Here is a 25,429-nt window from a genome sequence, read left to right as displayed (position 1 = left end):
CTTTCATGGAAGGAGAATAGGAAATGGAGACAATGCCCAATTGGCTAATGCAACGTGCATTTTTAACACCTGATCGCATCGCAATTGAAACAAAAGAGGAGAAAATTACTTTCTTCGCATTACATGAAAAAGTAGTATCTGTTTGTGAAAATCTTGCTTACTTACAAATAAAAAAAGGTCAAAAAGTGGCTGTTCTGATGAAAAATGGTATGGAAATGATTGCGGTAATTCATGCGCTATCTTATATAGGAGCTGTAGCTGTATTACTAAATACACGTCTTTCAAGAGAAGAGCTACTTTGGCAAATGGAAGATGCTGAAGTGATTTGCTTATTAACAGACCAAACATTTGAAACAGAGCAGGTACCTGTCTACACATTTGAGGAAGTGAAGAACGGACCAAAGCAATCTGTGGTGATTCAAGAGGAATTTTCTTTAGCTGAGGCAATGACAATCATTTATACATCTGGAACAACTGGCAAGCCAAAAGGAGTTATTTTAACATATGGGAACCATTGGGCAAGTGCTGTAGGCTCTTCGCTGAATTTAGGGCTTCGCGATGATGATTGTTGGTTAGCATGTATGCCAATGTTTCATGTAGGCGGATTATCTCTTTTAATGAAAAACATTATGTACGGTATGCGAGTATTGCTAGTTCCAAAATATGACCCGGATTTTATTCATCAAGCCATTCAAACAAAAGGGGTAACAATTATATCAGTTGTTGCAAAGATGTTGACAGATTTGTTAGAGAGACTAGGAAATGAAACATATCCAAGCTCTTTACGCTGCATGTTATTAGGCGGGGGACCAGCACCAAAGCCCCTTTTAGAAGCATGTGTAGAGAAGGAAATTCCCGTATATCAAACATATGGAATGACAGAAACATCTTCACAAATTTGTACGCTTTCTGCTGATTATATGTTAACAAAAGTTGGGTCTGCAGGGAAACCTCTTTTCCCGTGTCAACTTCGTATTGAGAAGGATGGTAAGGTTATGCCTGCAAATGTAGAAGGAGAAATTGTTGTGAAAGGTCCTAACGTCACGCGAGGATATTTTAAACGTAAAGATGCAACGCGTGAAACAATTGTAGATGGCTGGCTTCATACGGGTGATCTTGGTTATTTAGACGAAGAAGGATTTTTATATGTATTAGATCGCCGCAGTGATTTAATTATTTCAGGCGGAGAAAACATTTATCCAGCGCAAATTGAAGAGGTATTACTTTCTCATCCGCTCGTTTTAGAAGCAGGTGTTGTTGGAAAGTCTGATGAAAAGTGGGGACAAGTACCAGCTGCATTTGTTGTAAAAGGGGGGCATGTTACCGAGGAAGAAATTATTCGTTTTTGTGAAGAGAAATTGGCAAGGTATAAGGTGCCAAAAGCGGTTTGTTTTTTACATGAGCTACCGCGTAATGCTTCAAAGAAATTATTAAGACGTGAACTAAGGCAGCTTTTGGAGGAGAGATAAATGAGAATTAACAAGGCAACGCTCTATGTAACAGAAATGCCGCTTGTTATTCCTTTTGCTGCGAGTTATGGCACATATGAAAGACGGGAAAGTATTGTAGTTGAACTGGAGGATACGGACGGATATATCGGTTTTGGAGAGGTTGTTGCCTTTTCAGAACCATGGTACACGGAAGAAACAATAACAACAGCACTTCATATGCTTCGAGATTTTTTATTGCCAGATTTGCTAAAGCTTGAAATTATGCATCCAAATGAAATTCCTAGCCTCTTTCAACATATAAAACGGAACCATATGGCGAAAGCGGGAATAGAAGGGGCTGTATGGGACTTATATGCGAAACGCCATAATCAGTCATTAGCAACTTTACTTGGAGGAACACAGTCAGAAATTGAAGTAGGGGTTGTAGTCGGATTAGATATAGTTCCCAATATGTTAAAACGAATTGAAATGTACGCAGAAGAAGGGTATCAGCGCTTTAAAGTGAAAATTAAGCCGGAACTTGATTATGAATTGCTAAAGGAAATACGAAGAGCTTTTCCAAAGATACCACTCATGGTAGATGCGAATTCTGCGTATACGTTAGCGGATATTGAGCGGTTAAAAAGGCTTGATGAATTTCAATTAATGATGATTGAGCAGCCGTTAGCGGATAACGATTTTCTAGATCACGCTAAGCTTCAAAAACAAATGGAAACCCCAATTTGTTTAGATGAAAGTATTCATAGCTTGGAAGATGCAAGAGTAGCAATTACACTTGGAAGTTGTCGCATTATGAATATTAAACCGGGCCGAGTTGGAGGGCTTACGGAATCCATTCAAATTCATGATTATTGTATGAAGCACAACATTCCAGTTTGGTGCGGGGGTATGGTTGAAATGGGAATTTCACGCGCGCAAAATATTGCACTAGCATCGCTTGCAAACTTTACGATTCCAGGGGATATTTCTGCTTCTAATAGACATTGGGAGAAGGATATTATTTTGCCAGAAGTAACGCTTCAGAATGGAAAAGTGATCGTTCCGAAAGCTGCTGGGTTTGGATATGCTGTGAACCGCGAGAGATTAGAGGAAATAACAAAGCAACATATTATATATAAGAGATAAAAAGAGGATTCATTGTAGCGGATCCTCTTTTTCTTTATATATAAGAGTACAAGCCCGTTTTTGTACCAAACAAGCTTCCCATTTGCCCCAAAAACATAATATAAATTGAATCCCCTCATTTAGAGCAAGATTGGAGATCTTGCTACGAATGATATTAAAGGAGGAATAGAGCAAATGAGTGAAAAGTGCGATAACAGACATGGACATGGACATGGTCATGGACATCATGGTTGCGGAGGCGGCTTTGCGCTTCTAATTGTATTGTTTATCCTATTAATTATTATCGGAGCTAGCTGCTTCGGCGGTGGTGGCTACGGTGGTTATTGTGGATATGGCGGCTATGGATATGGTGGATATGGTTACGGCTGCTAACAAAAACTATTAAAAATAGCCTTGTGTGTGACGCACAAGGCTATTTTATTCATAATCTAATATGATGTGATAATTTTTGCATATATAGAGAGCGAATTAAAAAGAAAAAGAGAATTTCGACCAATCCAAAAATCGTTAGCACAACTGTAATTTCGACAGATAAGGATAAGAGTAATATGTCTTGCAGCATCTTCGTTGCAAAAAATGTATGAATAGAAGCCATAATATATGGAACAAAGAATAGGATGGCAAGCTGAATGGTAGCAGATTGTTTCATCTCGTATTCTGTTAAACCGATTTTGGTAATGGTAATATATTTTTCATGTTCAGTTGCTAAATCGGTGTACATACGGAAATAAAGAACACTTCCAGCACCGATGAAAAAGATCACACCAAGGAATGTACCAATTAAGAAAAAAGAGGCAACTCCTAATTTGCTTTGATACAGTGAATTGCTAGCCTCAGTAGCATGAAATGGAGGATGCTCTGTCTGGACTGATTCGAGATCACGCTGGACGTTTCTTATGTATGCAGCTCCAATATTGTTAGCTTTTTCCCAATTTTGAACGCGATAACTATACAATGTCATATGCTTTGTATTTTTTGATAAATGAGATACATCTTGTTCAGATAACACAATTACATACGGAATGAGACTAGATGGTGTTACATTATCACTTTTGTAACCCTTTACTTGCAAGTGTAATGAGTTTTGGGTGAGTGTAATGGTCTTTCGTTTTAATCTTTCATCAATCGTCCCCAAAATTCCTTCCCGTAAATATCCTAAAAACATATACGCTTCATTATGGTCGACAAATAAATTTTCTCGTCCGAGTGCAGTAGCGAGTTTGTTATATTCACTTTGCTTTATAGCGTAATAAGGGGTGGATTCTTGTCCGTTCTCAAATACTTCAAATAAATGTACTGTAAACTTTTGATACTGAAATTGTTCTTCATGTAGTCGTTGTTCCAACCATTTTAAATGTTGGGAAGAGAACGTATTTTCATCGTGTGATAAATATGAAAATGGAAATGGATCTTTCTGTACAACATGAAACTTATTAAATTTTCCATATCCATATAAAAAGGTAATCATTGTGAATGCAAGAGTAGAGAGCATCGTTACAATAAAGAGCATATTAATATTTGCCCGTATACGGCTTGCTAAATCAGATATCCATAGCATGTTAATTCGTTTCATATAAAACTTCCGTCTACTTTTTAAAATGCGAATTAGTAAGAAGCTAATTTGTGAAAAGAAAAAATAGGTTCCGATTGCAACAAGTGGTGGAATGATGAAAATGCTAGAAATAATATAAAAAATCACAACAAAATCACCGAAAGATATAAAGACTTTAGAACTTACAGCTAAAGCATATCCAGACAGCAAACAATAGGCACCGAATAAAGAAATGAGTATGGACGGTTTTCGTTCTCTTTGTTTAATAGTTCCTTCTTTTAATAATCGTATCACTTTCCTTGTGCGAATTAACATCGGCGTAAAAGACGATACAATGATAAAGAGGACAAGGAAAACGATTATAGTTAACATAATAGCCTTCGTTGGCCAATATAAATAAAGACCTGGTATATGAGTAATTTTAGAAGTAAGTAATAAAAAGAATTGTGAAAACACAAGTCCTAATTGCATTCCGAAAAAAATAGATAAAGCACCAATCAACATATTTTCCATAAATATAAGCCGTTTTAATTGTTTTTGTGATATGCCTAAAACAGTTAAGATACCAAATTGTTTCTTGCGAACTTTTAAAAAGGTACCAATAGAATATAGTAAAAAGAAAAAGGAAAAGAAGACAATGACGACCTCGGAAATAGCAATCAAGGCGTTAAGAGCGTGATTGAGTTCACTATTTTTAAGCTTTGGATGAAATAAATACACAGCAAATGAAAAGAAAATCGCAATGGAAAATGCACTGCTTACAAAGTAAGCAAAATAAGCTCTCGAATTGCGCGTTACATTTTTAAATGCAAATTGCAAAAACGTCATCTACGTCTTCCTCCAAGTAATGCTAATACATCTAATATTTCTTGATAGAACTTCTCGCGATACAATCCGCGATGTAATTCATTATAAAGCTCTCCGTCTTTAATGAAGATAACGCGATTACAATAACTTGCTGCAAAAGGATCGTGCGTTACCATTAAAATCGTAGCCTTCTCTTCTCTATTGAGTTTTGTAAACAATTCCATAACATCGATGGCTGCTTTTGAATCTAAGTTTCCCGTCGGTTCATCTGCAAGTAGAAGAGATGGATGATGAATGACCGCACGCGCTACTGCGGTTCGCTGTGCTTGTCCACCAGAAACCTCAAAAATTCGTTTATTTAAAATATGATCAATTCCAAGTTTCTTTGAAATACTATCAAGTTTTTCATCCATTTCTTTTAAAGGAACATTGTCTAGTGTTAATGGTAAGACAATATTTTCTCCAATTGTTAATGTGTCTAGAAGATTAAAGTTTTGAAAGACAAAACCTAATTCTTGACGGCGGAATACAGCAAGCTTTTCACGCCGGAACGTATGCGGCTGTTTGCCATTAATAAATACTTCACCAGCAGTAGGGGAATCAATCGTTGAAATTACATTTAAGAAAGTGGACTTTCCACTCCCAGAAGGCCCCATAATGGCAACAAATTCTCCTTTATCTACATGTAAATTAATATTTTTTAAAGCAGTATGAGGGACTTTACCCTCATACACTTTTGAGACATTTTTTATATGCAATACTTCTTCCATAAGAATTCACCTTTCTATTTTTTTAAAGCTTAATGTGCTGCGATAATTTTTGCACATACAAGGAACGAATTAAGAAGAAAAAGAGAACTTCGACCGTTCCAAATATAATGAGCACAACTATAACTTCAGTAAATAATGATAAGTTTATCACTTCTTGTAGCATTTTCGCTGCAAACATTGTATGAATGGAAGCCATAATATAAGGAACAAAAAACAAGATAGCAAGTTGAATCGTGGCCGATTGCTGCATCTCTAATTCGGTTAGACCAATTTTGGTAATGGTAATATATTTTTCTTGTTCATTTGCTAAGTCGTTGTACATACGGAAATAAAGAACACTTCCAGCTCCAATAAAGAAAATGACACCAAGGAACGTACCAATTAAGAAGAAGGAAGCAGCACCTAATTTAATTTGATATAATGTATCACTTGCTTCTTCCATCTTATATAAAGGCTCTTCTGATGCAATACTTTTTCGATCTGCTCTTAATTTATTAAGATATTCCCCGGCAATTATGTGTGTCCTTTCCCAATCTTGTACAGTAAAGTTGTATAGTGTCATATGCTTTATACGGGTGGATAAGGCATGTACCGTATCATCAGATAAAATGAGTAATTGTGATGTTAATCCAGTAGGTATTACATTGAAATTTTTATATCCTTTTATTTGTAATGTAAGTGAAGCCTGGGACAGCGTAACGTTTTTTTGCTTGAGCTCTTCTTGCAGAGGGCGGAGTACATTTTGATAACCATATCCAGGTAGTATATATGTTTCATTGTCTTTTACAAAAAGATGTTTCAAGCCTAAAGCATCTGCCAGTTTATTATAATCACTTTCTTTTAGAACATATGCGTGCCGGTCGTATGGGATGGTTTCGTCTTTTTGCAATGAAATTTCATATAGATCCGTTTTCAATTTCTTATAGGAAAATTGTTCTTCACGAAGTCGTTTTTCTAACCAATTCATATGCTGTGAGACAAATGGATTGGCATCATATGAAATATAGGTAAAAGGAAATGGTTTATTATTTGCTACATCAAATTTCATAAATTTTCCTAATCCATATATGAATGTAATCATTGTAAATGCAAGAGTAGAGAGCATTGCTACAATAAAGAGCATATTAATATTTGTTCGAATACGACTTGCTAAATCAGAAATCCACAGCATATTAATCCGTTTCATATAAAATGTTCTTTGTTTTTTTAATATGCGAATTAGCAGGAAACTAATTTGAGAAAAGAAAAGATATGTTCCCATCGTAACGAGTGCTGGAATAACAAAAATGCTAGAAGCAATATATATGGTCCCGATTTCTAAGCTAAGTGATAGAAAGTATTTTGGATTGCCAGCTAATATATATCCGAAAAGTAAACAAGTAATACCAAAAAGAGAAATAAATATAGAAGGCTTACGTTCCTTCTGCTTCATATTTCCTTCTTTTAGTAAGCGTACTGCTTTTCTTGTTCGAATAAGCATAGGAGTAAAAGCTGAGACAACAATAAAGAGACCAAGAAAGATTATTATTGTTAAAAGAATCGCACCGGTGGGCCAATATAAATATAGCCCAGATGAGTGTGTGATTTTAGCTGTTACAAGCAAGAAAAATTGTGAAAAAACGAGTCCGAATTGTATCCCAAAAAAGATAGACAATACTCCAATTAGCATATTTTCCATAAATACAAGCCGCTTTAATTGTTTTTGGGAGATTCCTAAGACGGTTAAAATACCAAACTGTTTCTTGCGAACTTTTAAAAAAGTACCGATTGAATAAAGCAGGAATAAAAATGAGAAACCGACAATAATCACTTCTGATAAAATCATTAAAGCTATCACTGCATCTGATGTACTCACATTTTGTAATCGAGGATGAAATAAATACACTGCAAATGAAAAGAAAGTGGCAATGGAAAACGCACTGCTTACAAAATAAGCGAAATAAGCTCTTGAGTTACGCGTTACATTTTTTAATGCGAATTGCCAAAATGTCATGCTGTATACCTCCTAATAAAAGAACAAACCATCTTGCTGTAAAAAATGTATGAGAATGAGTCCTCATACATTTTTGTGAAATATGCTATTGTCATGTACTCATCACCGTCTCGTTTTCATCAGATACGATATTTCCAGCATGATGGAAAATGATTTTAATAGAAGTGCCTTTGCCTACTTCAGAATCGAGCGTTACAGAGTGGCCTAAATAATCACAAATTTTGCTTACAATATAAAGGCCCATACCGGTAGATTCTCCGAATGTGCGACCATTTTTTCCGGTATAAAATGGTTCAAATACCCTGCGAACATCTTCTTTTGGAATACCGACACCTTCATCGCGCACTTCTAAAACAATGTCTGTTCCATTTGGGTAGGCAGATAAGAAAACTTTTTTTCCCCGCTCGCCCGAATAGCGGACAGCGTTTGTCATTAATTGATAAATGATGAAATTCAGCCATTTCGCGTCAGAAGCAACTTTAAGCTCAGAGTGCACTTCTAACACAGGGAAGACTCCATTGCGAATAAATAGCTCTTTTAATCCATTAATATTTTTTGTTACAAGCTCTTTCAATGATATTGTTTCAACATGGAAGTCTTCGTGGAAGTTATTTAATCTTGCCATATATAAAGCCATATCAAGCCCTTGATTTAATCTATCGAGTTCTTGTTTAAACTTAGGAATTAAGTGCTCATCTTCCATTTCCAGAACCATAAGCTGCATAACAGAAACGGGCGTTTTCATTTGATGTACCCAGTGATTAATAAATAATTGATGTTCCTGTTGTTTTACTTCATACGTTTGCAGTTCTTTTTGAAACAAACGATATTGTGTGCGAACAAGCTCGTTTACACTATGAGGCATAGGAGCTGTTGCTCTTTCAATAAATGCATCTTCCATTTTATCGGGTGGTTCACTTAAACGGTGATACATTCTCCGATTGCGAACATAGCGATAAGCAAGGAAGCAAATAAATAAATATAAACTTAATACGATAAAATAAAATTTGTTATTTTGAAATCCATCGACAGCATCATATAATATGAAAATGATACCGAAATTTAAAGCATATAGTAGAAAAAATGCAAAATGATCACGTAAAAATAACTTCATGTTTATTCACTCCAAGTTGCATTTAAGCGATATCCTAATCCGCGCACAGTTTCAATTCCATTTTCAATGCCAAGTTCATTAAATTTCTTACGAAGGCGTGTAATATTTACATTTAATGTATTTTCTTCTACGAAGCTTTCATCATCCCAAAGTGCAGCTAGTAAATCCTCACGGCTTGCTGTGCGTGGGAACTTCGCTAGAAGCATTTCTGCTAAAATGGCTTCTTTTTTTGTAAGAAGAACTTGCTCAGCTTTAAAGTGCATTTCTGGTCGTTCAGGGAATAATTTTAATCCTTCTACTTCAACGATTCGCTCAGAAATATTTGGTGCATAATCGCCATAAATCCGTCGTAATTGTCCCTTTATTTTTGCCATCACAACGTCATAATGGAATGGTTTCGTAATGTAATCATCCGCACCGCTTTCAATTGCCATAATTTGTTCCATCTCACCTGCACGAGCAGAGATGAAAATAATAGGACAGGTTGATTCATGACGAATTTGACGACACCAGTAAAAACCATCGAACTTTGGCAAATTAACATCAAGTAAGACAAGATGTGGATTGACAGCGTTAAATGATTCTAGAATATCATCGAAATTTTCCGCAATAACAGCTTCATAACCGTATTTTTGAATATGAGATTGAAGCAAAGATGAAATATTTGGATCGTCTTCAACGATTAAAACTTTATACATATGTATACTCCTCCTCGAAAAGCCATTGTAGCTATAGTGTAACATGTGTTTCTTGTCTTTTCATTATGTTGCAACGAGCGCCAATAAACAGTATAGGGCAAAAGTGGAAAAAGTAAAAATTCGCATGTAAATAATTGACAATCATTTAGTTTCGGTTTAATATTTAGATAAATATCTAAATGTCTAACTAGTGAAAGGAAGAAAGACATTGAACCAAGCATTTAAAGCATTAGCAGATCCAACAAGACGAAAAATATTAGACTTATTAAAAGAAAGTGATTTAACAGCTGGGGAAATTGCCGAACACTTCAATATGACAAAACCAAGTATTTCGCATCACTTAAATGCGCTTAAAAATGCGGAACTGATTCAAGATGAAAAAAGGGGACAATTTGTTGTTTATTCTTTAAACACGACTGTATTTCAAGATTTATTAGCGTGGGTGTTTACGTTTACGAATAAAGGGGGAGAGGGAAAATGAAAAAGCACTGGTTTGCTGTTATATTGATTGTTACTGCTTGTTTAGCATGGGCATTTGCTTGGCCACATTTACCGAATACAATTGCTACGCACTGGAGCGGTGGGAAGGTGGATGGATATTCTTCTAAATGGTATGGCATGATTTCCATGGTTGGAATTATGATTGCATTATATATTTTTTTAAATGTGATACCAAAGATTGATCCAAGGAAAGCAAATTACGAGAAATTTTCTAAAGCTTTTATGATAATGAATAACGGAATACTTTTGCTACTATTTGTGGGGAATATAGATATTATCACAAGTGGACTAGGATATAACATATTTATTAATCGAGTTCCAGAATTATTAGTGGGTGTTTTATTTATAGTCATCGGCAACTATTTACCACAATGCAAACCAAATTACTTTGTAGGTATAAGAACACCGTGGACATTAAATAATGAAGAAGTATGGAGAAAGACACATCGTTTTAGTGGAAAGGTATTTGTTATATTAGGACTTATCATGATAATCAGCGTTTTCGCACCGGTGGCCTGGAAATCGTTCTTGATGCTTGGGATTATTATCGGAGCAGTGGTACTAACAATGGGATATTCTTATGTTGTATATAAAAGAGAAGTTGAAAAAATATAAAGTGAAACTTTAATCAGTGGGGTTCAATCCCCACTGATTATTAGTTTTCATTAATCGGGCTGTTACTGCTCTAAAATAGCGGGACAAATGAAAAGCTGTTTTTCCTTTTTGAACAGTCCCCCGAATCATGAACTTTTTTAGTGTCCACAATTCGGGGAACAGTTCAAAGCGAGGAGGGGGCTTTTTGTTTTTTTAGGTGTCGCACTCAATAATACAATTCGTTATGTATAAATGTTGTTTGATCCATTTGAACAACAGCTCAATGGCCCACCGTGATTTGTACATATCCGAAATTTATTCGGTTTCTAAATCAAAACAGCTCGTTAATAAATGAAGCATATTTCCTTTTGAATCGATGACTTTCAGTAGGCGGAAAAAGTTTTTCGCCCGATTTTGTGTCGTACCGATGAGTCCCATTTGATCAGAGAGAACAGAGGAACCTTCGGGAACTGTAAAATCGTAAACTTTCTGTAGCACCGCATTTTTTCGCAGTCTGGTTAAGAAAAAATAGCTGTCATCTGTCATGCAATCGAACCGCTCGTAATCTAAGTAACCACGGTCAAACACGTACATGCATGATTTGTCGTCTACCATCACTTCAAGCTGACCGCGATCATGTTCCTTCGTATTTGTGAGCACGGCTTTTTCTGAGTATGGCTCGCCTTTTTCCATGAACAGGAGACGTAAGGGGAGCTTCACACCGGCTTTTGTTTTCCGAAATTTCGCCCATTTATGATGTGTTAAATTAAGCGGTAGTGTGCTCGAATCCATAATCTTTACAGGCATATTCATTTTTGAATCACGCATTTTTTAATGAATTTGAGTAACTAAATTCAGAAATAACTGTTGAAATATATCAGGATTCATTCCGTTTAATCGGCGTGATAGCTGTGAAACACTAATTGAATCTAATCGTATTTCCTCTTGAAGTTGGTCATCAAATAAACAATCGCTTAGTGCGTGCAAGCTTTCCGTTTCATGTAGTTGCGCAAAAAGCAGTAATTTTAGAAACGAATCTATCATTAATTTTTTCGTATAGTGGTCTAATTTCATTGTTTTCATGTTTTCTTCAAATAATGAGAAATTTATTGGCGAAAACCATTGCCCAAAGGATGTTTTTCGTGTAATCTTGTTCATGAGTTTGTTCCTTTTTAATGGATTTGGACAGGATACCAGCTGACTTTATTCATTTATAAAGGACTTTTTTGTGCACAAAAAAATATCGAAGATTTTGAGTACTTTTAAACTCAAAGATATTTTAATGCAACATTAGTGAATAAAAAAATTATATAAAAGAATCTAGAATAAAAATTATAAAATCGATAGATTTGAATAGAAGCTAAAATGGTAAGAACATCTTTTCTTAAATTGCTAATCTGATTAAATTTTATATGAAAAGTTAAGTTTTATTTAAATGATGAGTTAGCTATTAAATGGGTAAAAAAATTAACATCTTAATATTATTTATTAATAGAGATTCTGTTACCTTAAGTATTAAATAACGAAAAAATATCGTTTTATCATTATAATGTAATGATTAATTGGATACGGTTTTGGGATTTGTTAAGAGTATATTGCTTAAGTAATAAAGTAATTTTTCTTTAGTTATTTTGTTGAATTATCGATATAATGGAAAAAAAGGTTGGATTGTTTATCTCGGTTTAGTAAGAGGAATCACTATATCATTATGGGAAATTCGTATGATAAGGACTACAAACTTTTATCATTACAAACATGTTCAGAAAAATAATAATCTAAGTTTAATGGCTCATTGATTTGTTTATATACTTTATAAATATAAGATTTTCTGGACAGATATCTCTTAATGTGCAGTAAATGTTTAAAATGTGTCTAAATGTACAAATTTCTCGAAACGATAATACAAAATTAATATTTATTAAGGAGCTAATTAATATGGAGAAAAATTTTCAAACATTCATCAATTCTGATGATAAGGAAATTATAACTGAGTCTTTTACTATAAAAGATAACATTTTAAAATTTAATGATATTACTTTAAATTTAAGTAATATAGCACTTTTATATGCAGGTAAAAAGAAATTTAAAGTGCCATTTATCGCTATTTTTATTTTTTTAATTTCTTTATTTATATTATTTGAATTTTTAATGGTTGGATTAATTGGATGTGGACTTTCTGGTGTATATATATGGTTAATGTATCAATCATATTCAAGTAATAGACAATACTTAAATTTTCAAATGAATTCGGGAAAATATTATCGAATTTATTTTTCAGATAAGTCTTTTTTAGAAGAAGCCAAATCTGTTGTAGAGAAAGCTTTTAACAATAAACATATGGAATCTACAGTAAATATAAAAGAACAAAAAATAATTTATGGAAATGATTATCAAGTAAGCGGAAATAATAATGTTTTTGATGCAACTATTCAAGAAAACTCTAATGTAAATTCACATAATGCAAAAAGTTTTAATAAACATAATGAAGATAATTCTGTAAACATTAGAGATATTAAAGGTACTTCTATACAAGGAGCGATTTTCGGTAACAATAACAATTTAAATACCAGTAGCATTCCCTCTAATTTTAATTGGGAAGAAATTATTTCTGATTTAGAAAAAGTGATATCTTCTATCAAAATCGATTCAGATGTAAAAAAAGCAAGTATTGAAGCTCTTGCTGCGAGTAAAAAAGAAGATATTTCTCTTTTTGAATCAATTATTAAAAAATATAATAAAGAATTCTTATCTGAACTCTTTCAAAATACTGCGAGTGGTTTACTTGTTCAAATAGTAAGTAAAATATTAGGTGTTGCATAATTATAAAGTTAATATATTTAAAGCTGCATAAAGATATATTTGAAAATTTGTAAATAGAAAACAGAAATAACGATTTTTACTATATCGTTCAGAGTGTTGAGAAACCCTTTAGGGTTTCCGACACTCTGGTAAGAATTGAAGGTTTTATGTGTGAAAAACAAGAAAAAACAATAGAAATCAGAAAATAACCCTTTTTTGGCAGGATGCGGTGAGATATGCCTGCATTTGGACAGACTTCAGCCCTCGAAACCGAGCGTATCGATAGCCATGAAGTTCTTTGGCATCCGCAAAACTCCGTTCAATCGTAGAACATCTTACTTTGTACAATTTTTTCCTGTCCTTGTTCGTTTGTTCTCTCTTGCAATATCTTTATATTCTTCCCCAATATGATGAGTAAGAACTTTTGTTTTTGTTTCGCTGAAAAACATTTGTCACGTAACGGACAAACCGCACAGTCTTCTGGATTTGACTTATAGTGCCGATATCCTTCCCAATCTGTTGTTGCGTATTCTAATATGCATCCTATTGGACAAGAAAATACATCCGTTTCACTTTCATATTGAAATTGACTTTTTGGTACATCTTTGTTTCGTTTTCCAAATCGGCGATACCCCATCACCATAAATATATTTTGTTCAGATAGTTTCTTACAAATGTAGCCTGTAAAATAACCTGCATCCAGCGCCACCGCTTCTACTTCAAATCCAAATTTCTCAATCTGAGTTTGTAGGCGTGACAAATACGGCTCGGAATCTGCTATATTTCCAGCCGTAATAAAAGTATCTGTAATAATATTATATTTGGCATCTGTCGTACGATGATCTAAGAAATGAAAACCATTTGGTTTCCCATCTCTCATTAAAAATCCACTATCTGGGTCTGTTGTACTAATACATATTTCTTTGTTTGGGGTATCACGTTCCTTTCTTGGGCTTAATCCTTTTTTCCGTGGTTCTCACGATCTTCTGTTACGGCTGCCTCTAATTCTTCCATATATACTTTCGGACGTTCTTGTTTTATCTTTTTGACAAATTTATTTTTATTTGCATTCGCCTTCACATGAGTAGAATCTGTCATCAACGCGCGTCCTCCCACCATACGATGTTCCATCGCTTGACGCACAATTTCATTAAAGATTTCTTCAAAAATATTGGTATGAAGAAATTGAGTACGACGATTCCAGCTAATCGTAGAATGATCTGGAATCGTATTTGATAAAGAAAATCCTAAAAACCAACGGTAAGCAATATTGGTTTTAATCTCTTTCTCTAACTGACGTTCCGATCGAATCCCGTAAAAATAACCGATAAACATCATTTTAAATAAAACAATCGGATGAATAGAAGGACGACCGTTGTTTTCGCAGTAGTAAGGACGTAACTTTTCTTCAATAAAATCAAAGCTAATTGTAGATTCAATGGTACGAAGAAAATGATCTTTTGGAACAAGCTCTTCTACAGAAACTGTGACACGCTCATCACGATGATTTTTTAAGGCACCCATCATAAGAAACCTCTCCTTCTCCTCTTTTTTATCAGTGTTGACAAATCAAACGAGGTTCAGACACAAAAACAGGCTGTGGAGAAACATACTAATCTGAGTATGTTTCTGCTGTATCTTTCATTTTATTCGCTAACATCCTTGTAAAGGTGTCTTAAAAGTATAGGTACTTTTTAATCTTACAGAAATGTAATGTTCCTGTAAGAAGAATGAATGGATGGTTCCTGATCCCTGATGTTACAGTGGTAAAGTAGTCATTTTACAAAGTTACATTTCGTTTTCTTCTACTAAAAGCCGTTACATAACTGACCTCTTTTTGTACGAAACATCGATAGTGGCAAAAGTAGAGAGTAGATAGAGTAGAAAGAAAGAATAGAAGAAACGAGGGATGCTAGATGAAAACAGTGCTAGAAGCGAGAAATATAAAAAAAATATATGATACAGGTGGAAATCAATTTGAAGTGTTAAAGGGTATTCATTTGGAAGTAAAAGAAGGTGAGTTCGTTGGCATTATGGGACCATCTGGTTCCGGTAAGACGACTCTTTTAAATGTTCTTTCTACAATTGATCATGCGACGAGCGGTGAGATTTTCATTGATGGAAATGATATTGTGAAGATGAATGATGATACATTGGCTTTATTTCGCCGCAATCATTTAGGTTTCATTTTCCAAGAGTACAATTTACTAGATTCGTTAACGGTAAAAGAGAATATTGCGTTACCACTTGCATTATCGAAGATAAAAGCAAGTGAAATTGACCGACGCGTACTTGAAATTGCGAAGAAGTTTGGAATCAATCATATTTTAAATCAATTTCCTTATCAAATATCTGGCGGACAAAAGCAACGCTGCGCAGCCTCTCGTGCCATTGTTACAAATCCAAGTATGATTTTGGGTGATGAGCCAACAGGGGCGCTTGATTCAAAATCAGCGACTGATTTATTAGAAAGTATGAAATCATTGAATGAATATGATCATGCAACAATTTTAATGGTGACGCATGATGCCTTTGCGGCAAGTTACTGTAAACGTGTTATCTTCATGAAGGATGGACAATTATATAAAGAATTACACCGTGGTGAGTTAGAACGTAAACAATTTTTCCAACAAGTTGTAGATGTAATGTCTGCTATTTCTGGAGGAGCGGCCCGTGATATTAGCTAGCGTAATCTAACATATAGCGGAAAGTTAAAGGAATAGACAAATATATGCCCATTTGAATGATCATTCCATTTCTATTTAGTTGATTCATACAATTAAATATTTGGTTTATAAATGGAGAAAGACTTTGCGGATGTGCGCAAAGTCTTTTTTACTTCTTCATAAAATCTTAAGAATTTTCGATGCTATTTTTTAAAAAATGATTGATACACTTTGGCTATATGAAATGATATTGAAGGAACGGGAGAGGTTGAAAATGAAATTTATTACATTCTTAACCGAATTTGTGAAGCATCCGAAAAATGTTGGAGCAATTGCACCTAGCTCAAATAGATTAGCTAAAAAGATGGTAGGTACAATTAATTTTGAAGAAGCTAAGTACATTCTAGAACTAGGGCCTGGGACAGGTGCATTTACGAAGGAGATTATAAAACGAAAAAAAGAACATACTATATTTATTTTGATTGAAATTAATGAAGTCTTTTATGAAAATTTACAAAAGCAATTTAAGAATGATTCAAATGTTTTCGTTATACATGGATCAGCTGAAAATATAAAAAAATATATTAAGGAGTTACAAATAGAGAAAGTTGATTATATATTATCAGGATTGCCCTTTACGTCTTTACCAATAGATGTGTCATCTCGCATTTTATCAAGTGTAATGGAATCGTTACGTGAGGATGGTGAGTTTATAACATTCCAATATTCACTTGCAAAGAAAGCATTTATTCAACACTTTTTTCAAGAAATCTCATTTAAAAAAGTTTGGCTAAATCTTCCGCCAGCTCATGTTTTCAATTGTCGAAAGAGAATGAGGGGGGAAACAAGTCATGGAGTTACATGAATTCATATCTTATATAGAGCAGTATGGTTATGTGGCGCTTTTCTTTTGTTTATGGCTTGGGATTGTTGGAATGCCGATTCCAGACGAAATGATCGTGATGAGCGGTGGGTTTGCATCGTCACTGGGGATATTACATATCATTTCTGCTTTTTTGATAACCTATTTAGGCGTTGTTTCGGGCCTTTCTTTAGGGTATGTGCTAGGAAAGATATTTGGCACAAAAGTACTTGATAAGTTCTTGAAAAAGAAAAAAACGAAATACATTTTCCGATCAAAAGACATGGTTGGAAGGTATGGACATTATGCATTAGTAATAAGTTATTTTATACCTGTTGTTAGACATATCGTACCTTATTTAGTTGGGATGAATCATATGCCATTTAAAATATATGTCTTATATTCTTATACGACAGGATTTGTTTGGACACTATTTTACTTTATACTGGGTTCTTTGTTTGGAAAACATATTGAAACAATTGTAGAAATGGCGACGAAGTATGGAATCTATTTTAGTGGTATCATGTTTATCATTGCTAGTATTTCGTATTTGTGCATACAGAAAAAAAGTACGGTAGTAAATAAATAGGAATGAGACGCCCACCTCAAGATAAGAAGATAGGTGGGCGTCTTGCTGCTCGTAACAGTCCGATTGATGAGGGTTCATAATGAGTGGGGAATAAAGAAAATCCCCACTGATAAAAGTTTCACTTTATCGCACTGTATTAGGGTTATATATCATTGTAAAATGTCCAGGTAACATTTCAATATGGCATGGTGTGTGCAGGGCACTTTCTCCATCTGTATCAACTTCTTTTTCCTCTTTCGTTTCAATGCGAATAGATTTTGCTTTTACATGAAAAATATCATTTTCATCAGTGTCTTCAAAGAGTTTCTTGTTAATATAATCTCTAAATGCTTGGAAACCTGTTGATTTTACAGCGAAGATATCAAGGGAACCATCATCGCATTGTACATTCGGAATGAAGGAAGGAATTCCACCAAGATATTCTCCATTTCCTATCATTACTAAGACAGCTTCATCCTCGTATACTTGTCCATCATACGTAATCTTGACAGAGAAAGTATCAGCATTTTTAACTGTACGAAGTGTACTTAAATAGTAACCAATTTTCCCAAGCTTTGCTTTTTCCTCTGCATCAATGTTATGAGATACTTCAGAAACAAGTCCAATTCCCCAAAAGTTTAAGAAGTATTGGTCATTTGCTTTTGCAACATCAACTGGCTTTGTATCCCCTTTTACAATCATATTTGCTGCATGAGCAATATTTTGCGGAATGCCAAGTGTACGAGAGAAGTCGTTACAAGTTCCTCCTGGAATAATGGCAAGAGTTGGTCTTATTTCAAGAGGAGCTAGGCCATTTGTACATTCAAAAACGGTTCCATCACCGCCAAAGACAATGATTAAATCAACTTCACTTGCAAATTCTCTACAATATTTCGTCGCATCTCCTTGCTCTTTTGTATGAAGGATCCGTAAGTCGAGAAAAGTGGCTGCTAGCGGCGGGACAATTTTTTCTAGATTTGTATGTAAATCCCCTTGTCCTGCTTTTGGATTGACAATGAGTAGAACTTTTTCAAACTTTGTCTTATTCATTTGTATCTCTCCCTTTGCTTCTTTAGTAATAATGCATGATAGAAATACACTTCATGGAAGTGTCAACTTACTTCTCTGTTACAACTGAAGCGATATATGGCAAGTTACGATATTTTTCTGCGCAGTCAATACCATATCCAACGATGAATTCATCAGGGATTTGGAATCCTACATATTCTGCTTGTAAGTCTACTTTACGACGTTCTGGTTTATCCAACAATGTACAGAATTTCAATGTTTTTGGTTTATGCATGAAGAAATGATCTTTTAAGAAATGAAGTGTTAAACCAGAATCAATAATATCTTCTACAACGATGACATTTTTTTCGGTAATATTGACATCGATATCTTTTAGTAATTTAACTTTCCCGGTTGTTTCAGTTTGGTTACCATAGCTAGAGGCAGAGATGAAATCAATGGTTACATCGTTTTTAATATGACGAATTAAATCAGCGGCAAAGACGAAAGAACCTTTTAATACAGCAATAATAATGATTTCTTCCCCAGCAAAATCACGCTCGATTTGATGTGCCAATTCTTTGACTTTTGCTTGCAGTGTTTCTTCGGAGATTAATGTATCTTTTATTTTAATATTCATGAGAATCCTCCTGCGTTATAAAACTTATGAACATTTCGACTGTAAAGGATAGAGAAAGAAAAGTCAAAAAATGATAATGAGAAGTGAAAATTCAATATTTTTTAACAAAATCCTCCACAAAAGGTCTGATGATATGATATAATGATGACAAAGAAAACGTTTTCATAAAAGGTGAGAGTCATGAAAAAGAAACAGTACACAAGTGTTACATTTATAAAAGCATTATTTCTAACAATTGTTCTTGGGTTGTTAGCTTATATAATTGATATTCCTGTGCTTCGAGTTTCATTAATTGGAATGACTTTAATTCTTGGAGCTATTTCTCATGGAATGATGCGTCAATTATATGAAGCGGGATTACATGATAATAAAAAATAAAGTATAATGTAAAGCCTTCATTTATAAGAGATGGAGGTTTTTTCATTTCTTACAAAAATGTAAGGTGATTTGTAAGAATAATCGATAGTTGAGTGATATTATTTCAGGTACCATAGAAAGTGTAAAGAAAAAGACAAACACAAACACATTTTAGGTAAATGTAGTTTTAGGTATTCTATGCGAAAAGGAGTAGGGGGGAATGAAGAAACGTTGGACAAACTTTGCTTTTCTATCTACTAGTAATACTATCATACTAGATGGAGAGATGACTCTTTCTCACTTATTTGATCAATCAGATAATGAAACTTCTTCAACATTTACAATGAGATGGTGTAAATGGGGCGAACATTGTAATTTGGAAGAAGGGACCCCTAATCAAGAGCAAAGACTCATCTTTACTAACCCGATTGAAGCATGGAGTGTTCAATATCATAAGTGTAACGTCAAAAATCACTTAAAGAAAACTGAGCCGAGACAATTTTCTTCGGATTCTCCTACTCTAGAATCGCGTGAAAGTAACAATTAAGTACTGAGACACGAAAAGGCACTATAGAGAAAATCTACAGTGCCTTTTCCATTTTGTTAATAAAAAAGGTTGTAGAGAATGCTTTCCCTACAACCTAAAGAATATCATTTAGGCACTCTTATTTTTTGAATTGATATGATACGCACGAATGCTTTGGAATAAACGTGGTGAAGTTGTATATAGAAGCAATAGCAATACGGTACATAATGCAAAAGAAGCAAGCATTGTACTACCATTTACAATGAAAGAGTACAGAAAGGCTGATTGTCCTTTTGGTGCGTATTGCCCCCAGAAAATAATTCCCGCAATAAAATGACAGAAATAGCGTGCAAAACTGCCGATAAATGTCCCTAGGATTATATACAAGAGAGCTTTTTTTCCTTGGTTATTTTTTTCTGTTACTTTTTCTTTGCGACTCCCAACATCATCTTTTGCTTCAGCTACATAGTGGTTATTTGAAATGGCTTTTTGAATTGGGCGATGAAATAAACCAGCAAATCCAATAAAAGCAAAAGCAATGAAGTATTCAATACATGCTTGTATTGGCGTTAAAATATAGGCATCCCCGACGACAATTTGTAATAATCCCCAAATAAGCCCTCCTAAAAAAGCCATTTTGAATCCCCAGCGATAAGCAATAATAAAAATAGGAATCATAGCAAATGAAACAGAACCGCCTGTTGGGATTTTAATTGATAATGGTAAAATGTCGATGATTAAGGCGAAGGCTGCAAGAATTGCAGATTCAATCATCGCTTGTAAATTGGTATTACGCATGTTGGCATTCCCCCTAAATCCAAGTTGCACAAAAAAGAATTATGTACCATAGGGAGATATAAAATACGTAATGAAGAAGAGGATATGTATTTTAACGTTTGCACAATTCCTACATTAGCATTAACTAACAGGTTCTAAGGGTCGGAACAAATTGTTCCCTCTCAGCAATATAGCTCCCCCTGTGATAACGAAATTCTTTATTTGTTAGATTCATTTTAATCGAAATGGATGAGGATGGCAAATGAATCTTGTATTGCCATTATTTCAATATAAGTGTGCGAAAATGTTAACAAATAGAATAGAAAAAGCTATAGTGTACGATTTATACAGTATGCTATAATTTCGTTGAAAATAATTATCATTCTCTTTTGAGGAGGAAGATTATGAGTTTGGTTGATATTCAAGTCGGTGAAAAAGTATTAGTGAAAAGTATGCAGGCATTAGATAAATTGTTAAAACGGAGATTAGCTGCGTTTGGTCTTTCGGAAGGAAGTGAATTGCGTGTGAAACAAAAGGCGATGTTCAAAGGGCCGTTTACACTAGAGTGCCGCGGACAATTCATTAGTATTCGTCATTGCGATGCGAAAATGATAAAGGTGGAATTAGTGTGAATAAAGTTGCATTGCTAGGAAATCCAAATACAGGAAAAACATCATTATTTAATGCGTTAACAGGTTCTTATGAATATGTAGGAAACTGGAGCGGGGTAACGGTAGAAAAAAAGATTGGGAAATTGAAAGATAAACAAGGAACATTAATTGATCTACCAGGTGTATATGATTTAAATCCTGTTTCTCGAGATGAGGGAGTAGTTACTCACTTTTTATTAACAGAGGAATTTCATTATATGTTAAATATTGTTGATTCTTCTCAATTTGAGCGTAATATGCATTTAACATTACAGCTTTTAGAATTTGGTAAGCCCGTTTCTATTGGTTTAAATATGATTGATGTGGCGAAGCAACGCGGAATTGTGATTGATGTAAAAAGATTATCAGAAATATTAGGAGTAACAGTTGTTCCTGTTGTTGCAAGAAGTGGGAAAGGCTGTGATGAATTACTAGCTACTCTTCATGAAAATAATAGGAAGGAAATGAACTCATTTATTCTTTCATATGGTGAACAAGTAGAGGCAGCAATTGCAAATATAATGACACTTTTTATGAAAGAAAATTATGAGCATTCAAGATGGCTAGCGCTTCAATTTTTAAGCAATAACGAAGTAGTGGAACAAGAGATAATGGGATTGTCCATTTATCATGAATTAATAACAATACGCTCTCAGTTAGAGAAAAAACTGGATTGTACGTTAGAAAAACATATTTATAATACACGTGCAACGTATATTGAAAAGTTAAAAACAAGTGTCATTCAACATAAACAGGAAGGGAAAATTCCTTTTTCAGAAAAAATAGACAAGTTGATTACACATAAAATTTTTGGACTTCCAATCTTTTTAGCAGTTATGTTTTTCATTTTTCAGGTTACGTTTACGTGGATTGGCACACCACTATCGGATATGCTCGATGAATTTTTTAGTGGACAACTTACAGATTGGGTTACGGCTGGACTGGTTCATATAGGAGCTTCTGCTTTTATTCAAGCGCTTATTACGGAAGGAATTATTGCTGGCGTTGGTGCTGTATTAGTATTCGTCCCGCAAATCTTTGCTTTATTCTTTTTTATTTCATTATTAGAAGACTCTGGATATATGGCGCGAATCGCAGTTGTTATGGATAGAATTATGGAGTTTTTTGGTTTGAATGGGAAAGCGTTTATTCCAATGATTATTGGTTTCGGTTGTAACGTTCCAGGAATTATGGCTGCAAGAACAATTGAACAAGAAAAAGAACGACTATTAACGGTCTTCGTAACACCATTTATGTCTTGTTCAGCACGTCTACCTGTATATGCATTATTTGCAGGGGTCTTCTTTCCTTATAGCCAGGCGACTGTTGTGTTTTCGTTATACATCACTGGGATTGTACTTGCCTTACTTGTTACAAAAATCATGTCTATGACAATCTTAAAAGAAGAAAAATCTATTTTTGTTGTGGAATTGCCGCCTTATCGCATGCCGCAAGCGAAAACATTATGGCTTAGCACATGGGAAAAAGGAAAAGGCTTTGTCCGTAAAGCGGGTACGTTTATTTTTGGTGGATCAGTTATGATTTGGTTATTAAATTATGCTGGTCCATCTGGGTTTGACGTTGAGATGGGAGAGAGTTTCTTAGCGATGATTGGTGGAGTCGTTGCACCGCTGTTAGCACCTCTCGGTTTTGGAACGTGGCAAGCAGCAGCATCACTGTTAACAGGATTTTTAGCAAAAGAGGTCGTTGTTTCGACCATGGCAATTATTTATGCAGTAAAAGAAGATGTATTAGGAAATATTATGGGAGCGCACTATACAGCTTTATCCGCATATGCATTTATGTTCTTTCTTTTGTTGTACGTTCCATGTCTTGCAACGGTAGCTGTTATTCGCCGGGAAACAGGGTCGATAAAATGGACGATTTTCTCTGTTGTGTATCCACTTATTGTTGCTTATGTATTAACATTTGTCATATATCAAGTTGGGTCGTTACTCGGATTCTAGAAGGAGATGTATAATAATGATAGTCAATATTGTTATTGGTGCTGTCATTTTTGGTTATGCAGTATATACGTTATTTCATTTTGTAAAGAGAAGTAAAAAAGGAAAATGTGCGGCATGTTCCTTAAATCAATCTTGTCAGTCGAAAACTTGTAGTCCGAATATGAATCATACTGTGAATAAATAAAAAGCTTTGCGAAATTTGCAAAGCTTTTTATTTATTCTTTTATTTTAACAAGCTGTGCCGCGTCTACTCCGTTTCTTCCTGGAAACTCTTTGCTAGGGTCTTTATCAAATTTCAGCACACCTACAGTTTTTTCTTCCCCTTTTATGTTGTCATATGCAGCATTCTCTACAATTGCAAACATATCTGCATAGCTACGGCCATCGCCAATAATTGTGTTTCCTTCATATTTTAGTTTTATATGATCAATGCTCGTATTCTCTATCTTTTCTTTCGCAAATAATACACCTTGTTCTGCCGTTACAGTTGGTAATGTATCAAGTGCCTTTGTTTCATCATCTTTTTCAACTTTCTTTAGCAATTCTTTTTTTACTAGCGCTTCACCCGTTTTTTTATCCATTACAAGTACTTTCTTTCCTTCTAATGTTACAAGTTTCATTTTATAAACATCTTTTTCTGTTACATCTTTTTTATTTTTGTCTGCTATTTGTTGAACTTGTTGTTCAGTACCATATAATACGAAACCATTTGCTTTTTCTCCCAATAATGAACAACCTGATAATGCTCCAAAAGATATTGCTGCGGCCAATCCAATTCCGATTAATTTTTTCATGTTTCCTATCTCCTTTTTATACTAAATATGATGTGATTGTAGAAAAATAAAAATCCATTGTATAAAGTCCTAATGATAAGAAGCAAACTGCTCTTTGAAATGTAATCTGAACTTCTGGTTTCATTTTATAAGAATAACTTTATATGAACGATCGGTTTTTCTTACAGCAACATGACAAATATGTAATGAAGTAACAAAAAGAAGGGGAATCAAACATAATGGATTGTATACATATGTTGTAATAAGAATGTCAGATTATTACTCGTATATTTAAAAAATAAGATGTAAGGGCATAGTGAGTTTGATATAATGTACACAAGGTTATAAAAATGAATATTTTTACTGTAAAGGGAGATTTTTAAGGTTTCTAAGTAGGGGATTTGAAATATGGTTTCATATATAGGAGGAATTGAAATGTCTTTATTTAAGCGATTAAGAGATTTAACGATGTCAAACGTGTATGCACTCATTGAGAAAGCGGAAGATCCAGTTAAGATGACGGATCAATATTTACGCGATATGCAAGAGGATGTACAAGAAGCTGAGAAAAGTGTAGCAGCTCAAATTGCGCTTGAGAAAAAGTTTAAATTATTATTTGAAGAGCAAGAAGCACTTGTTAAAAAACGTGAAGAACAAGCGCATATGGCTGTTCAAGCAAATAATATTGACCTTGCGCGTCGCGCTTTAGAAGAGAAGCAAAATGCAGAGCAAAAAATGAATGAATATAAAGCAAGTTATGAACAAAATAAAGCGGCTGCGGATAACCTTCGTGCTAAATTAGAAGAAATGCGCAAGCAATTAACAGAATTGAAAAATAAACGTGAAACACTTGTTGCGCGTGTAAATGCAGCAAAAGCACAAAAAAGTATCAATCAAGCAATGTCTGGATTCGATGCTAATACTGCAAAGGCAGGGCTTAACCGCATGGAAGAAAAAGCTCTTCAATTAGAAGCAGAAGCAGAGGCAAGCGGTGAAATTTATAAAAAAGAAAAGTCGCTAGATGAGGAATTTGCAGCTTTAAATAAAAACTCAGCTGTAGAGGACGAATTAGCGCGTATCATGAAGCAGTACGAGAAATAATACAGAAGAAAAATTTTTCTTTTTTAGGAGAAAGAGGTTTAGCTTTATATAGACGCAGCATTTCATGCTGTAAAAAAGTAATTTATTTTATTTGTATTTCGATACAGGGAATGAACATAGATATAAAGAT

The 25,429-nt window shown here is 34.4% G+C and carries 24 protein-coding genes, 2 pseudogenes and 1 riboswitch; of the genes and pseudogenes, 15 read left to right on the top strand and 11 right to left on the bottom strand.

Annotated elements, in window-relative coordinates:
- The first annotated feature begins 23 nt into the window (after positions 1-23).
- From MR058_RS12215 to MR058_RS12205, 3 genes are all read left to right on the top strand, one after another.
- Complete coding sequence (locus MR058_RS12215) at positions 24-1,469, top strand: o-succinylbenzoate--CoA ligase (protein ID WP_242144274.1); 1,446 nt, start codon at positions 24-26, stop codon at positions 1,467-1,469.
- On the top strand, positions 1,470-2,576 hold the full coding sequence (gene menC, locus MR058_RS12210) for an o-succinylbenzoate synthase (RefSeq protein WP_242144273.1): 1,107 nt from the start codon (positions 1,470-1,472) through the stop codon (positions 2,574-2,576).
- A gap of 174 nt (positions 2,577-2,750) precedes the next feature.
- Positions 2,751-2,948: a YjcZ family sporulation protein gene (locus MR058_RS12205; RefSeq protein WP_242144272.1), complete on the top strand. Its 198-nt coding sequence runs from the start codon at positions 2,751-2,753 to the stop codon at positions 2,946-2,948.
- Between the two features lie 49 nt (positions 2,949-2,997).
- Here MR058_RS12205 and MR058_RS12200 read toward each other — a convergent pair whose 3' ends face one another.
- From MR058_RS12200 to MR058_RS12180, 5 genes are all read right to left on the bottom strand, one after another.
- A complete protein-coding gene (locus MR058_RS12200) occupies positions 2,998-4,956 on the bottom strand; it encodes an FtsX-like permease family protein (protein ID WP_242144271.1) in 1,959 nt (652 codons plus the stop codon).
- Entirely contained in the window at positions 4,953-5,705 is a 753-nt protein-coding gene (locus MR058_RS12195; protein WP_242144270.1) for an ABC transporter ATP-binding protein, read from the bottom strand. Before MR058_RS12195 ends, MR058_RS12200 begins: the two co-directional genes overlap by 4 nt.
- A gap of 22 nt (positions 5,706-5,727) precedes the next feature.
- Positions 5,728-7,698, bottom strand: a complete 1,971-nt coding sequence (locus MR058_RS12190) for an FtsX-like permease family protein (RefSeq protein WP_242144269.1) — start codon at positions 7,696-7,698, stop codon at positions 5,728-5,730.
- A gap of 91 nt (positions 7,699-7,789) precedes the next feature.
- Positions 7,790-8,812 (bottom strand): sensor histidine kinase, encoded by a 1,023-nt coding sequence (locus MR058_RS12185; RefSeq protein WP_242144268.1) that lies wholly within the window; start codon positions 8,810-8,812, stop codon positions 7,790-7,792.
- A gap of 2 nt (positions 8,813-8,814) precedes the next feature.
- The gene (locus MR058_RS12180) at positions 8,815-9,510 is read right to left on the bottom strand and encodes a response regulator transcription factor (RefSeq protein ID WP_242144267.1); all 696 of its coding nucleotides are present in this window, start codon (positions 9,508-9,510) and stop codon (positions 8,815-8,817) included.
- 208 nt (positions 9,511-9,718) lie between these two features.
- On the opposite strand from MR058_RS12180, the gene MR058_RS12175 reads away from it, so the two are divergent.
- A complete protein-coding gene (locus MR058_RS12175; RefSeq protein WP_242144266.1) occupies positions 9,719-9,991 on the top strand; it encodes an autorepressor SdpR family transcription factor in 273 nt (90 codons plus the stop codon).
- Positions 9,988-10,626: an SdpI family protein gene (locus MR058_RS12170; protein ID WP_242144265.1), complete on the top strand. Its 639-nt coding sequence runs from the start codon at positions 9,988-9,990 to the stop codon at positions 10,624-10,626. The genes MR058_RS12175 and MR058_RS12170 overlap by 4 nt, the downstream gene beginning before the upstream one ends.
- Positions 10,627-10,848: 222 nt before the next feature.
- On the opposite strand, the pseudogene MR058_RS12165 reads toward MR058_RS12170, so the two are convergent.
- Positions 10,849-11,763, bottom strand: a pseudogene (locus tag MR058_RS12165) (IS4 family transposase); the annotation flags it as partial.
- A gap of 777 nt (positions 11,764-12,540) precedes the next feature.
- On the opposite strand from MR058_RS12165, the gene MR058_RS12160 reads away from it, so the two are divergent.
- Positions 12,541-13,425 (top strand): hypothetical protein, encoded by an 885-nt coding sequence (locus MR058_RS12160; protein WP_242144264.1) that lies wholly within the window; start codon positions 12,541-12,543, stop codon positions 13,423-13,425.
- A gap of 177 nt (positions 13,426-13,602) precedes the next feature.
- Here MR058_RS12160 and MR058_RS12155 read toward each other — a convergent pair.
- Positions 13,603-14,931 (bottom strand): annotated as a pseudogene (locus MR058_RS12155) (IS1182 family transposase).
- 389 nt (positions 14,932-15,320) lie between these two features.
- On the opposite strand from MR058_RS12155, the gene MR058_RS12150 reads away from it, so the two are divergent.
- From MR058_RS12150 to MR058_RS12140, 3 genes are all read left to right on the top strand, one after another.
- Positions 15,321-16,091 (top strand): ABC transporter ATP-binding protein, encoded by a 771-nt coding sequence (locus MR058_RS12150; protein WP_242144263.1) that lies wholly within the window; start codon positions 15,321-15,323, stop codon positions 16,089-16,091.
- A gap of 253 nt (positions 16,092-16,344) precedes the next feature.
- Positions 16,345-16,935: a class I SAM-dependent methyltransferase gene (locus MR058_RS12145; protein ID WP_242144262.1), complete on the top strand. Its 591-nt coding sequence runs from the start codon at positions 16,345-16,347 to the stop codon at positions 16,933-16,935.
- On the top strand, positions 16,922-17,521 hold the full coding sequence (locus tag MR058_RS12140) for a DedA family protein (RefSeq protein ID WP_242144261.1): 600 nt from the start codon (positions 16,922-16,924) through the stop codon (positions 17,519-17,521). Before MR058_RS12145 ends, MR058_RS12140 begins: the two co-directional genes overlap by 14 nt.
- A 123-nt stretch (positions 17,522-17,644) precedes the next feature.
- Here the strand turns inward: MR058_RS12140 and MR058_RS12135 are convergent, their stop codons facing one another.
- Both MR058_RS12135 and hpt read right to left on the bottom strand, forming a co-directional pair.
- Positions 17,645-18,550, bottom strand: coding sequence for a diacylglycerol/lipid kinase family protein (locus tag MR058_RS12135; protein WP_242144260.1), 906 nt, complete (start codon positions 18,548-18,550; stop codon positions 17,645-17,647).
- Positions 18,551-18,617: 67 nt separating this feature from the next.
- Positions 18,618-19,148 carry a hypoxanthine phosphoribosyltransferase gene (gene hpt / locus MR058_RS12130; RefSeq protein ID WP_242144259.1) on the bottom strand — a complete coding sequence of 177 codons (531 nt, stop codon included), beginning with the start codon at positions 19,146-19,148 and terminating at the stop codon, positions 18,618-18,620.
- A gap of 180 nt (positions 19,149-19,328) precedes the next feature.
- Here hpt and MR058_RS12125 point away from each other — a divergent pair, with 180 nt between their 5' ends.
- On the top strand, positions 19,329-19,526 hold the full coding sequence (locus MR058_RS12125) for a hypothetical protein (RefSeq protein ID WP_242144258.1): 198 nt from the start codon (positions 19,329-19,331) through the stop codon (positions 19,524-19,526).
- Between the two features lie 199 nt (positions 19,527-19,725).
- Complete coding sequence (locus MR058_RS12120; RefSeq protein ID WP_242144257.1) at positions 19,726-20,052, top strand: hypothetical protein; 327 nt, start codon at positions 19,726-19,728, stop codon at positions 20,050-20,052.
- A gap of 108 nt (positions 20,053-20,160) precedes the next feature.
- On the opposite strand, the gene thiT is transcribed toward MR058_RS12120, so the two are convergent.
- Positions 20,161-20,829, bottom strand: a complete 669-nt coding sequence (gene thiT, locus MR058_RS12115; protein ID WP_242144256.1) for an energy-coupled thiamine transporter ThiT — start codon at positions 20,827-20,829, stop codon at positions 20,161-20,163.
- A gap of 88 nt (positions 20,830-20,917) precedes the next feature.
- Positions 20,918-21,019, bottom strand: a riboswitch (TPP riboswitch).
- 193 nt (positions 21,020-21,212) lie between these two features.
- Here thiT and MR058_RS12110 point away from each other — a divergent pair.
- Genes MR058_RS12110 through MR058_RS12100 form a run of 3 tightly spaced genes read left to right on the top strand, consistent with a single transcriptional unit; the run spans position 21,213 to position 23,609 of the window.
- Positions 21,213-21,440: a FeoA family protein gene (locus MR058_RS12110; protein WP_242144255.1), complete on the top strand. Its 228-nt coding sequence runs from the start codon at positions 21,213-21,215 to the stop codon at positions 21,438-21,440.
- A complete protein-coding gene (gene feoB / locus MR058_RS12105) occupies positions 21,437-23,425 on the top strand; it encodes a ferrous iron transport protein B (protein ID WP_242144254.1) in 1,989 nt (662 codons plus the stop codon). The genes MR058_RS12110 and feoB overlap by 4 nt, the downstream gene beginning before the upstream one ends.
- Positions 23,426-23,441: 16 nt before the next feature.
- A complete protein-coding gene (locus tag MR058_RS12100; RefSeq protein WP_242144253.1) occupies positions 23,442-23,609 on the top strand; it encodes a FeoB-associated Cys-rich membrane protein in 168 nt (55 codons plus the stop codon).
- 31 nt (positions 23,610-23,640) lie between these two features.
- On the opposite strand, the gene MR058_RS12095 is transcribed toward MR058_RS12100, so the two are convergent.
- Complete coding sequence (locus MR058_RS12095; protein ID WP_242144252.1) at positions 23,641-24,219, bottom strand: lipoprotein BA_5634 family protein; 579 nt, start codon at positions 24,217-24,219, stop codon at positions 23,641-23,643.
- 414 nt (positions 24,220-24,633) lie between these two features.
- On the opposite strand from MR058_RS12095, the gene MR058_RS12090 reads away from it, so the two are divergent.
- Positions 24,634-25,299, top strand: a complete 666-nt coding sequence (locus tag MR058_RS12090; RefSeq protein WP_242144251.1) for a PspA/IM30 family protein — start codon at positions 24,634-24,636, stop codon at positions 25,297-25,299.
- Positions 25,300-25,429 lie beyond the last annotated feature (130 nt).

The sequence above is a fragment of the Bacillus cereus group sp. BfR-BA-01430 genome, from assembly GCF_022663115.1.
GTDB classification, from domain to species: Bacteria; Bacillota; Bacilli; order Bacillales; family Bacillaceae_G; genus Bacillus_A; species Bacillus_A cereus_BD.
Note: the sequence above shows the minus strand (reverse complement) of the source record. Positions and strands in the feature narration are given on the sequence as shown.

What these genes read in the sequence shown, in the direction of transcription:
- MR058_RS12215 (WP_242144274.1), top strand. Translation starts at nt 24, where the DNA reads ATGGAGACAATGCCCAATTGGCTAATGCAACGTGCATTTTTAACACCT.
- menC (WP_242144273.1), top strand. Translation starts at nt 1,470, where the DNA reads ATGAGAATTAACAAGGCAACGCTCTATGTAACAGAAATGCCGCTTGTT.
- MR058_RS12205 (WP_242144272.1), top strand. Translation starts at nt 2,751, where the DNA reads ATGAGTGAAAAGTGCGATAACAGACATGGACATGGACATGGTCATGGA.
- MR058_RS12200 (WP_242144271.1), bottom strand. Translation starts at nt 4,956, where the DNA reads ATGACGTTTTTGCAATTTGCATTTAAAAATGTAACGCGCAATTCGAGA.
- MR058_RS12195 (WP_242144270.1), bottom strand. Translation starts at nt 5,705, where the DNA reads ATGGAAGAAGTATTGCATATAAAAAATGTCTCAAAAGTGTATGAGGGT.
- MR058_RS12190 (WP_242144269.1), bottom strand. Translation starts at nt 7,698, where the DNA reads ATGACATTTTGGCAATTCGCATTAAAAAATGTAACGCGTAACTCAAGA.
- MR058_RS12185 (WP_242144268.1), bottom strand. Translation starts at nt 8,812, where the DNA reads ATGAAGTTATTTTTACGTGATCATTTTGCATTTTTTCTACTATATGCT.
- MR058_RS12180 (WP_242144267.1), bottom strand. Translation starts at nt 9,510, where the DNA reads ATGTATAAAGTTTTAATCGTTGAAGACGATCCAAATATTTCATCTTTG.
- MR058_RS12170 (WP_242144265.1), top strand. Translation starts at nt 9,988, where the DNA reads ATGAAAAAGCACTGGTTTGCTGTTATATTGATTGTTACTGCTTGTTTA.
- MR058_RS12160 (WP_242144264.1), top strand. Translation starts at nt 12,541, where the DNA reads ATGGAGAAAAATTTTCAAACATTCATCAATTCTGATGATAAGGAAATT.
- MR058_RS12150 (WP_242144263.1), top strand. Translation starts at nt 15,321, where the DNA reads ATGAAAACAGTGCTAGAAGCGAGAAATATAAAAAAAATATATGATACA.
- MR058_RS12145 (WP_242144262.1), top strand. Translation starts at nt 16,345, where the DNA reads ATGAAATTTATTACATTCTTAACCGAATTTGTGAAGCATCCGAAAAAT.
- MR058_RS12140 (WP_242144261.1), top strand. Translation starts at nt 16,922, where the DNA reads ATGGAGTTACATGAATTCATATCTTATATAGAGCAGTATGGTTATGTG.
- MR058_RS12135 (WP_242144260.1), bottom strand. Translation starts at nt 18,550, where the DNA reads ATGAATAAGACAAAGTTTGAAAAAGTTCTACTCATTGTCAATCCAAAA.
- hpt (WP_242144259.1), bottom strand. Translation starts at nt 19,148, where the DNA reads ATGAATATTAAAATAAAAGATACATTAATCTCCGAAGAAACACTGCAA.
- MR058_RS12125 (WP_242144258.1), top strand. Translation starts at nt 19,329, where the DNA reads ATGAAAAAGAAACAGTACACAAGTGTTACATTTATAAAAGCATTATTT.
- MR058_RS12120 (WP_242144257.1), top strand. Translation starts at nt 19,726, where the DNA reads ATGAAGAAACGTTGGACAAACTTTGCTTTTCTATCTACTAGTAATACT.
- thiT (WP_242144256.1), bottom strand. Translation starts at nt 20,829, where the DNA reads ATGCGTAATACCAATTTACAAGCGATGATTGAATCTGCAATTCTTGCA.
- MR058_RS12110 (WP_242144255.1), top strand. Translation starts at nt 21,213, where the DNA reads ATGAGTTTGGTTGATATTCAAGTCGGTGAAAAAGTATTAGTGAAAAGT.
- MR058_RS12100 (WP_242144253.1), top strand. Translation starts at nt 23,442, where the DNA reads ATGATAGTCAATATTGTTATTGGTGCTGTCATTTTTGGTTATGCAGTA.
- MR058_RS12095 (WP_242144252.1), bottom strand. Translation starts at nt 24,219, where the DNA reads ATGAAAAAATTAATCGGAATTGGATTGGCCGCAGCAATATCTTTTGGA.
- MR058_RS12090 (WP_242144251.1), top strand. Translation starts at nt 24,634, where the DNA reads ATGTCTTTATTTAAGCGATTAAGAGATTTAACGATGTCAAACGTGTAT.